Origin of the sequence: Anabaenopsis tanganyikae CS-531 (genome assembly GCF_029891675.1) — a bacterium.
GTDB lineage: Bacteria > Cyanobacteriota > Cyanobacteriia > Cyanobacteriales > Nostocaceae > Anabaenopsis > Anabaenopsis arnoldii.
This window is the reverse complement of the sequence record NZ_JANQDF010000089.1, coordinates 18,004-28,740: the sequence shown is the minus strand read 5'-3', so window position 1 is coordinate 28,740 and position 10,737 is coordinate 18,004. Positions and strand designations below refer to the sequence as shown.

Annotated in this window: 4 protein-coding genes and 1 CRISPR repeat array (1 of these 5 only partly in view); of the genes, 1 reads left to right on the top strand and 3 read right to left on the bottom strand. The window is 44.4% G+C overall.

Features of this window, described 5'->3' with window-relative positions; all coding sequences use genetic code 11:
* Window positions 1-383: a CRISPR direct-repeat array (repeat unit 36 nt; unit sequence GTTTCCATTCGATTAATGTCCCCAGCGAGTGGGGAC); it reaches 756 nt to the left of the window's first position.
* Between the two features lie 256 nt (window positions 384-639).
* Together drmB and drmA are read right to left on the bottom strand one after the other, a co-directional pair.
* Window positions 640-2,517 carry a DrmB family protein gene (gene drmB / locus NWP22_RS08995; RefSeq protein WP_280801761.1) on the bottom strand — a complete coding sequence of 626 codons (1,878 nt, stop codon included), beginning with the start codon at window positions 2,515-2,517 and terminating at the stop codon, window positions 640-642.
* A gap of 5 nt (window positions 2,518-2,522) precedes the next feature.
* Window positions 2,523-6,023, bottom strand: a complete 3,501-nt coding sequence (gene drmA / locus NWP22_RS08990; protein WP_280801760.1) for a DISARM system helicase DrmA — start codon at window positions 6,021-6,023, stop codon at window positions 2,523-2,525.
* Between the two features lie 40 nt (window positions 6,024-6,063).
* Here drmA and NWP22_RS08985 point away from each other — a divergent pair, with 40 nt between their 5' ends.
* The gene (locus NWP22_RS08985) at window positions 6,064-6,675 is read left to right on the top strand and encodes a hypothetical protein (RefSeq protein ID WP_280801759.1); all 612 of its coding nucleotides are present in this window, start codon (window positions 6,064-6,066) and stop codon (window positions 6,673-6,675) included.
* On the opposite strand, the gene NWP22_RS08980 is transcribed toward NWP22_RS08985, so the two are convergent.
* Complete coding sequence (locus NWP22_RS08980) at window positions 6,641-10,735, bottom strand: Eco57I restriction-modification methylase domain-containing protein (protein ID WP_280801758.1); 4,095 nt, start codon at window positions 10,733-10,735, stop codon at window positions 6,641-6,643. The genes NWP22_RS08985 and NWP22_RS08980 overlap by 35 nt on opposite strands.
* Between the last annotated feature and the right edge of the window lie 2 nt (window positions 10,736-10,737).

The following is a 10,737-nucleotide window of genomic DNA, read 5'->3' as shown; positions in this document are numbered from 1 at the left end:
GTGGGGACGTTCAAAAATGTTTAATCCTGACACCGTTAACGCTCACGTTTCCATTCGATTAATGTCCCCAGCGAGTGGGGACGAACTATCTACAAAGATGGGAAGCCCATATCGCCCGAAGTTTCCATTCGATTAATGTCCCCAGCGAGTGGGGACCAGTTTGCCCAACTCAACCCCCCCAAGGGGTTTTCATAGTTTCCATTCGATTAATGTCCCCAGCGAGTGGGGACAAACAGGTGTATTTAGGGTAGTCGTAGACGATGAGCCGGTAAGTTTCCATTCGATTAATGTCCCCAGCGAGTGGGGACGGATGATTTCAGATAGTATGAATGTTCCTTTCAAGATAGGTTTCCATTCGATTAATGTCCCCAGCGAGTGGGGACCCTTCCATTTTAAACACAGTCCCAGTAAGAAGTCTAGAGGCACTTTCCGAGGTTCAAGAAACTTAACGGCTGAAATGGCATTTAGCATAGTCATCAAACGGCTGAAACTCTTATACAGCAAGCGACCGAGGTTTGGAACGAGAAAATCATTATTTCAGCGATTTTGATTGAACCTCCGTGACCAGTCAACCGTCAACCGTCAACCGTCAACCGTCAACCGTCAACCGTCAACCGTCAACCGTCAACAGTCAACCCTTCAAAGTAAATCTGGGAAAAACTCAGTTCCCAACCCTTCCAGAGTAGATACCACCAGAGCGCGATCTAAAAAGTGATTACCGCGCTCACAGGATGTTTCCGCAATCAGCAAGCATCCATGACAAGCGGAACCATGTAAAAAACGCTCCTCTTGTTCATCATCAGGACGATGTTGGGCGCATACTGGGTCATTAGAACATAATCGCCCTTGCTCTAGTGCAACTTCTAAATGGTGTTCAATGCGTTTACCAACTTCTACCAGTCCCCCTAAAGTTCCTTCGGAGCCGGAGGAACCAGTATATAAAAGAATACCATAACCCCCTTCATTAGCATAGATGCGTTCACGGATAGAACTAGCAGCATAACCGCATTCTAGGGAGACAGACATAATTAATAGATGTGATAATGAATGCAGCATAATATAGGGTAAACCCGGAAAATTCACCTTGTCTTTTTCCTGGTCTATACCTTTGTTGGCGCACCAAATGTCAAACCCCCTAGACAGTTTACGTCCTCGTTTTTTCACTGATTCCCGTTGTAACCAAGCTTCTATAGCTTCTGTCCGAAAGGCAATAAATACACCCTCCCCTTTGTTCTCAATGGCTGGAACCCAACTAGGTTCAGTATCCAAGGCCGCACGCCTAACATTAATATCTAGTTCACCATCAATATCTGGCATTTCAGCCTCAAACCGTGTAAACCCTACCTGGGCGATCACTTCCCGTAAGCGATGTACTAAAACAATTCTTTCAATCAGGGGAGAAAAAGCAGGTGTTAAATCATCCAAACTGCGCGCAGTTGCATAAAAATTACCATCTGGTTTATCTTCCCCCACAACAGGACTAGAAAGTAGGGTTTCAATTTCTGCTTGTTTAATACTTTTATAGAGTTTTTCCACTCCACTTTGTCGCCTTTGGACCTCTTCCCATACGGCTTCATCGCTAAATTGTTCGATCGCCGCCTCTACTTTTTTCTTTTTGCGTTCTTTGTGAATATCGCTGAGACTTTCTGCATATTGTAAAAAATCTTCATACACTAAATTAACAGCGTTTTGTAAAGGTGCGTCCCGCTCAGGAAGGGAAATCACGCTTAGGACTTGGGAGAAATAGGCATTACTCGCCGACCTGACTAATAAACGATTGTATTCTGGTTGACCCGTAGATTCACGAATACAAGAAAGTTCTTGAGCAGAGGGGCCAATCCAGGGGCGGTGTCCCTGACATTTCCCCAATACTTTGCCATTGGGAATAGTAGCATTAGCCAGGGGGCGACGTTTTTTACAAGCTTCGCAGCGTACATAAATTTCGGCAAAGTCGTTACCAGAACCGGCTTCATCTAACCATAGTTGACCGCGACATTTTTTATCAGGGCCATCATGGACAAAAGCAGACCAATCAATATCACTGATATGTCCTTTAACGCAAGCTTGTACAAAGCGAACGGGGACAACTGGTACTTTCTTTTTTTGAGCATCGAGATATTTACCACCGGTTAAATCAGTCCAACGTAATAAAGGGCGGGTACGATAAATTTTTTTACCCTTGATGTTATTTCTGGGGTCTTCCCAAGTTTCCTTAACTTGAGCTAAACACCAAGCAGGGAAAATAAAAGCCTTAACTCCTGTACGGATATCCCAGGGGTTTTGTGCGTCTATTGGTGGTGCATAGAGTTGAATACTATTGACACCCAAGATTTCAGCAACTCTACTTGCTAATCGCGGCTCATAGATCAGTTTTTTGTCACCACGCCAATGATTTAACCCAGCGATGATTACAGAATGGTTGGGTAAATCTACCATGGAACCGGGGCCAAAGCTGGAAAGCATTTGACTTTGGCGTATTTCTCCTTCTGGGGGTCTTTTGTTGTCAGATTTACTCATGATTTTTATTCCTCTATTTTTTCAGGATTGATTACCCAGATGTTGACTGTTGGTTCAACATCGCGCAAACTCCGCTGGGCTTTAAATTTCTGAGCTGCTGAACTTTGTTTGTCTAGTTCGGGGTCGAGGGTGTCAAACAGCAGGGGGGGTGCTGCGCCTACTTCCCGTTGATATTGCAAGTTGGTTTTGTTATTGGCGATGGTTTCCCAACTATCGAGTAGGTCTTTAACTCGGCTTTCGACTTTTTCACCTTGTGCTTGTGCTTGACTAGGTTCGGTCTCTTGCATTTGTGCGCGTTGGGCTATGGTGTCAATGACAAACTGTAATTGATCACGATGTTGAGCAATGTCAAAAGCGCCCATTGGTGGGGTCATTTTGGGATGTCCCAAACGTGCTAAAGCGACGGTAATGGCTGCAATCCCTCGGTCAATGGCGCGGGGGGAAAAGGGGGTAACGCTGGTGGCTTCTACGGCTCGGTAAAATGTAGAATGCCAAGCAGCAAAACGTTCATAATGGGAGCGATCGCGGGGACGATGAATATTGAGTAAAGTTACTACTAACCCTGGTCGCTCCTCATCCCTTCCCACTCGACTGGTAGCTTGGATATATTCCGCAGCGGTTTTGGGTTGACCCAGAACTACCATTAAACCTAAGCGGGTAATATCTAAACCCACGGAAATCATATTAGTAGCTAAGACAACATCAACTTTATCCGCTTGGGTAAAGGTTGATTCCAGGTGTCGTTTAGTCTCTGCAACTTGGCTAGTATTGACGCGAGAAGTTAATTCTTCAATTTCATCAGCAATTTTACGGTCAGCAAATAAGCCAGTAGTTTCATTAATTCTCAACCGTTGACTGTAAGTCAACAGACGAGATTTAACTTCATCTTCGATAATCCGGCGACTTCCTCCCAACTCCCGCACAGAATTAAAGTAACCTAACAGGGTCATGTAGGGGTCGGCGGGGTTATGGGGGTTTTTCTTCCCTCCCAACTCTAACCAGTGCTTCTGGGCTGCGCTTAATAATGCCAAGTAAGTACGTAATAATACCACCTTTAAACTGCGTCCTTGGGCTGCAATACCTACATATATCCGGGGGTTTTTTACAGTTGGTGAAACAGTTTTAGCAAAAAATGAATCTCGTCTGTCTGGGCCTGGAGGGGGGAAGATATCAACCTCACTGCGACCAAATAAAGCTTGAATTTGTTGATGTGCGCGGCGGACTGTAGCGGTGGAAGCGACAATTTTAGGGCGAATCTTTTTCCCGTTGATTTCTTGGGTACACAAAGCATCAATGGCGGTTTCATATAGTCCTACCATTGTTCCCAAAGGACCGGAAATTAAATGTAATTCGTCTTGGATAATTAAATCTGGGGGTGGTAAATGACCACCTAGGGTTTTACCGCCCTTTGGTTGTGTCGGTCCATAAAATCCATCATCATCATAGCGGTCTACTTTGCCAAATAACGCCCCTGTTTCTCCCACCCAAGGTAAACTGGCGAATTTATCCACAGTGGAAATCATAAAACAAGGTAAGCGGCGATAGATTGGTTCATCCACAGCGACTATTGGTAAAGCTTGATTTCTGGAAAAGTGACAGCGCCGATTGGCACAAGATACACGCAGATTTGTAGGATGATCAGGGTTGGGGTATAATTGAAAAGAATTGCGGTTAAATTTAGTCCCACACCAAGGACAACTTTCTAAGGGAATTGGTGATGGTTTGCCATCGTCTTTTTGGAAATCAAGGGTTCTTTTTCTGGCACTATAATCATCAGTCTCGCCTTTTTTACCCATGCGGTTAGGGGTAGACCCCTGTCCTACCCAAAGTCCGATTTCAAAAGGCCAGGTTCCTAACTGTTGGGGGTTGTTTTGACGTTCTATTTCTAGGGCGCAAATCATCGCCGCAGCGCGTCCCAGTTGGTCAAGGGTTAAAAGCCGCAGGGTGTAACGCATGAGAACACTTAACCCAGCGGATTTGATACCGGGGTAACGTAGTCGCCTAAGAACTAGGGTAAAAGCTGCAAGTCCCAGGTAAGCTTCGGTTTTACCGCCACCGGTGGGGAAGAATAATAAATCAACTAATTCCCGATCGCCTGTTTCCGGGTCAGCTATTCCTGTTAGGTTCATCAATAAAAACCCTAGCTGGAAAGGTCGCCACTTAGGGGCTTCTACGGACTCTGGTGTAATATCTTTGCCGTGGGTGACCCGTTGACGGATGTATCTGGCAATGGTACGATTAGCAATAGAAAAAGCTGTGAATATTTCCGGGTCTTGTAAAGCTGTGATTCCAGCTTTAATGCGTTGATTGGCAACTTCTGCCCGGTCAAGTAATTTCTGGGCGACGGTTAAACGTTTTGCTGTGGTTAACCCCAGGCGATCGCTATCAGTGGGACATTGATGGCGTTGGTTTTCAATCCACCCAGCGTAAGCATCGCTCATGGGAGTGAGCATATTTTGCAATGCTTCCGGTGTAGATGCCTTAGCTAAGGCTTCCATCCCCAATTCTACCTTGTCCACAGGGCTGGCTATCACCTTTTCTACATCTGCCGTGGGTATCCAAGCAGTTTGAATATTATGACAATCCCCATCAGAATTAGTCAAGGAAATGGCAGAAACGTTATGACCCACAGCATACTCATAATCATCACGGTATTGCAAGTCTGCCACATTTTCATCCCAATCGTTGTCATCTCTTCCCCGTAAATTGGGACGGGGTACTAATGGCTCTGGGGTATTTATAATTAAGGTTGTTTGAAAGGTATAACTAATATCCCGTTGTTTATCTACAGTCACCAGACGATTATTGACTAAAAATACTGAAACTGAATAGGTTCCCTCTGGTATTAATTCTTGGTAACCTACATTGCGGATAGAAATAACCAGCTTTAAACCGTCACTGTCAGGTACAGAGTAAGTTATTTTGTCTTGGCCTGGGGGATGGTCTGGGAGTGGAATAGTCAGATAGGCTTGTTTGGGTATACGTTTCCAGCATCCCGATAGGTTTTGACCCGATAAATTTTGACCCGATAAATTTTGACCCGATTTGTCTGGGGGGGTCTGATCTATCTTATCTGGGGGTGAGAGAATATCTAGCTGTGTATATGAAGTTTCAACTTCTGGGTGATGGTCATCTTTAATGGGGAAGTAATCACCCCACTGTACTGTAATATTCAGTTGGCTGGCATTTTGAGGAACTAAGAAACTTAAACCCATAGATGATGGGAAAAAAGCTTTTTGAGCAAAGGGTTTTTCTGGTACGTTTTCATCTTCAGCGGTGCTACCACCTTCCATCAGGTCTAAATCCTCATTTACTGTATCATCTATCCGTTGTTCTAAGGGCGCACCACTGGGAACTAAAAAACCTGAAAGATACCATTTTGATGGTGCTTGATCAAGAATTTCTTCCTGGTGGTCTATATCTTCAGGAGTCGGACCAATAAGGTCAAGTTGTAAAGCGGTGATCAGCTGTGATCTAACTTGGTGAGATGTTGTATTATTTTCCATGTATTTTGTTTAATATTTGGTATCAATCCGACTCCGGTGGTTGAGCGAAGTCGAAACCACCATCGCCCCTAAAGTTCCCTTCGACTACGCTCAGGGAACATACCCACTCCGGTGGTTGAGCGAAGTCGAAACCACCATCGGCGTAGTCGAAACCACCATCGGCGTAGTCGAAACCACCATCGCCCCTAAAGTTCCCTTCGACTACGCTCAGGGAACATACCCACTCCGGTGGTTGAGCGAAGTCGAAACCACCATCGGCGTAGTCGAAACCACCATCGCCCCTAAAGTTCCCTTCGACTACGCTCAGGGAACATACCCACTCCGGTGGTTGAGCGAAGTCGAAACCACGATCGGCGTAGTCGAAACCACCATCGGCGAAGTCGAAACCACCATCGCCCTTAATGTTCCCTTCGACTACGCTCAGGGAACATACTACGCTCAGGGAACATACCCACTCCGGTGGTTGAGCGAAGTCGAAACCACCATCGGCGAAGTCGAAACCACCATCGGCGAAGTCGAAACCACCATCGGTCAAGTCGAAACCACCATCGGTCAAGTCGAAACCACCATCGGTCAAGTCGAAACCACAGATAAATTATTTTCATCAGGGAACAAGCTTAATGTTTCTGCAACGGGTTGGGTTTTTTTTTAGCAGTCTTTTTAGTCTTTCCTTGGGGTTTGGGTTTATCTACACCTTTACCCCCTAAGATTTCTAACTCATATTGATCGCCATTCAACCGAATTAACCTAGCCAATACCTCATCCCGCAAGTCATCAGGATAACGATAACGCCACGGCTTTTTACGCTTACTAGAATCCTCCTCATCCTCATAGTCTAGAATAAACTCATACTGGGGCTTTAAGTCAAACCACCCATAAGCAGCTATAACCGCCTTATCCATCGCCATATGTAACTCCCTAAGCTTAATAATCTCAGGGTCAAAATTATTCGGGTCATGGAACCGGTTGTAAGTCTTAGTTAACCCCTCATTGTTGCGTACCATTAACTCAGCACGATACTGGTAATATTCAGCCCCTATAGCTTCTAAATTGGGGTCATGTTCCCAGTTCTCAGGGAATGGAAAAGTTTCAAAACAATCTGAGGGAGTATAACGCAATCGTTCTTCTAGCGATGAACCAAAAAAGCGTCCCCATATCTCATGGATGTGAGATTGGATGACGGTAAAGGTTGAATATGTTTCATAGGGAAATATTACTAAAGCATGGGAATAAACATAGTTTGATGGCAAAAATGCAAAAGACATATAAGAAGTTGCACCACAATTAGTTACTAACACGCGGTTAAGAGGTGCGATCGCATTAAATAAAGCTCTTTGTTTTTCTGCATATTGCCACCAATTATTACGATAAACATCCCGATTTACTTTATCGCGCTGTGGCTTAACCTTAGTCTCCACGATCGCCATTAAATCAGGATAATTCCTAGCTTCCTGTTCACTCATATCGCCAAAATTAATCACATAACGGTGATAAGCATGGGTAGGACTAGAATTAACCTCTTCACCCCCAATATAAGGGAAAATACACTCTTGATTTTTAGCGTTAGACTCAATTAACCGGTACATCTCATCAATGGGTGTCGCGTTGGGGTTAGTATCATCAAAGGTAAAACCCATACCCAGAACATAGCTACCAATAAAACTTTTACCCGCATTAGCTAACAGGGTCTTAGGGTTATTATTACCCGGTGCTTTAAACAGAAAAGCAGAAATATGATTAACAGGTTTACCATCTAAAATTACCCCATCACCTGCCTGCAAATCAATTTCCGGTCTAATAGCAGAAATAGAAATTGTATCAACATCTCCATCAATCCTCTTCAGAGGATTTTCGCTTTCAGACGGGGAATTTATTCCCCGGTCTGGTTGAACCGAGCGCGAATCTATTCCCCCGTCCCGTTGAACCGATCGCATATTGACATCTTGATTAACCCGTCCATATTCCCCCTTAATCACATGAACAATGCTAACAACCACCGCCGCAACACCAGGCCATTTTAACCGTTTGGTGGCGTTGTAAATCGTCCCGCCGTTTTCACAGATGTATCTTAACCCTGTATAGCGGGTATCACCTTGAGAGATAGTGTTAGTGGCGATTAATCCAAAAGTCCCGTTTTTTCTCAGGAGGGTAAAAGCACGTCGGAAAAAGTGAGCCGCTAAATCTGCATTCCCGTGGGATTCCGGGTGAACCACCTTTAACCAATCTAAGTAACCGAGGGCGTTAGCGTTGATAGTTGTATTTTTCCCCGCAAACGGAGGATTACCCACGATCGCATCAAACCCAGGATTAGGACGGTTAAATACCTCTGGGAACTCTAATTCCCAGTTGAAGGGAATTACAGGTTTCTCTTGAGAGCGTAAACCTTGACTAATCTCCATTACCTCCGTATTGTTTTCTGGGTTTTGTCGCCATCGGAAATACTTTTGGAATAACTCATCTGTTTTTTCCTTCCTAGCTTTAGGTTTACCCGCACCAAAGAAAGCAGCGATCGCCATATCAGCCTTAACCCGACTATCAGTTAATAACTCCTCTGATGCTTGGTAACATTGCTGTTTAGATTGGTAATCCTCATCTCTTAGTCGGTATATTTCATCTCGGTTAAATCTAGACTTGGATAATTGTTGATTTAACAGCAACAAGTCCGGGTCATCATAGGTGCGATCGCCCTCCCAAGTAAACCGTTTAATCTGGTCTTGAGTTAAACCAACCAAGGAATCACCAGACTTAAGACAGTGGTCTAAAAAAGTTAGAGGATAATTATCTGCAAAGGTCACCAACCATATAGATATTTTGCCCAAAGTTACCGCAAAAGGATTTTTATCAACCCCATACAAACACCGTTCTGCAATTAATCGTCGAGCGCAAACTAAAGGTTCTTCATTAGAAGATACTGTGGTTGAACCAGGGTTTTTGTCCCAAGCTTCCACTAGCTTTTCAGCTAATTGGCGACAAGCTTCTACCAAAAAAGCACCGGAACCCATAGCAGGGTCACATACCTTTAAATCCAATATTTGCTCAGGAGTGGGGTTAGCTCCCAAAGACTCTAAAACCGGTCTAAGAGTTTCTTTAACTATTGATTCTGTGAGCGATCGCGGTGTGTAGTGGGAGCCACTATTACGCCGTTCTTCCCCAGGTTGCAAATATAGGGAACCAGGGGGTAATAAACTAGGGGTTTGGGGAGATATTTTTTGACCTAGAGATGTAATTACATCTTGTGCTGTTTGAGCTTGTTTTAACTCGGTTAATGATTTACCGGAAACCTCACACCCAGCAACCTCCTGTAAATATTTGCTCCGGTCTTTGGGGGATGTCTGCAAAATCTCTTCTACACTCACCACCACGGTTACAGAATGTTTTGCGCCATTGGGTTTACTCCACACACCAATAGAGGGGGATGTCGCTTGTTCAACTTCATAACCCATGACCCCTTCATAAACTGAGCCGATTTGTTCCACATCCAGAGCGCGATAGGATAGGCGATCGCCATCTAGTACTAGTAACTTATCTAGGATTCGATACACTACCCCATCAGACACCCGCGGCGGTTCAATCTGCGATGGTAAGTGAGAATTTAATAAGTGAGAATTTAATAAACTGCGACCTTCCAGAAATGGGTACTCATCGGGGTCAAACAGTTGTCCCGCTCGTGGTGGTAAATATAAATCACCATGACTACCCCCATCGTGAACCAGGCGAAATAAACTCAGTAACCACGCCCAAGCACCATAACGCTGATCCATTGTATCAGGGTAATTACCCGCATCTGTACGCAAGCGTTCATATAGTCCTGTAACTGAATAATTGCTGATATAAATCCTATCTTGGGGCATTAATCCCTCATCTTCTGCATATAACAGAAACACCAACCGCAGCAAGACTGTAATTAGTCCTCCGTAAATATATTGAGAATTATTTTTAGCAATGTCATCAAATAACCTGCCCTTAGCAGCTACATTCGCAGATTGGAACCCCCGCAACAAATCCCATAGAGCATCAAGTACCTGTGCCGATAACTTAGTAGAAACCTCATTTTGATACTTGCGGCTATTTTCCAACAAGGCTAGTAACCGGCGTTCCGTCGGTCCATTGAACACTCGCTGTTCTTCTAATAACATATGCATCGCACCTAAGATCAACCGTCCCGACACTTCGCACATAGCCTGTACAGGAAAGGTTAGGTATCCCGAAGATTCTCCCCTAGGCGCATAGACCAAGCGTAAATGACTACCATTACATAATATACCCACAGGTATATCTTGTTCTCGTAACAGTCGCTCAAACTTAGCTTGGGGGCTGGCTCGCCACCCTGTTGATGTGGTATCTTCCCTCACCCTATCTAAATCTATACCTGGTGAAATTACCTGGACTAACATCAGCCAACCCCTATGATCCGGGTCAGGGACACCATAGGTAGGTTTTAAAATTTCCCCATATTCCGGGAGGGATACCACCAAATCATCAGGACTGGGAACTAAATCCGTAGGTTCCCAACCTAAAATTTCTTGGGTAAAGTTAGCAAACTCAGCAATGAGCGGTGTAACTATGCTATTTAAACGCTGCTGTAACTCCACAACATTACGATTTACCGAAACTTGTAAATTATTTAATGCGATGGGGGAGACCACTAACCCCACTGGTTGTAAAAAGCCCAACCATTCTTTATGTTGTTGAATTTCTCTATCTTTCATCAAAG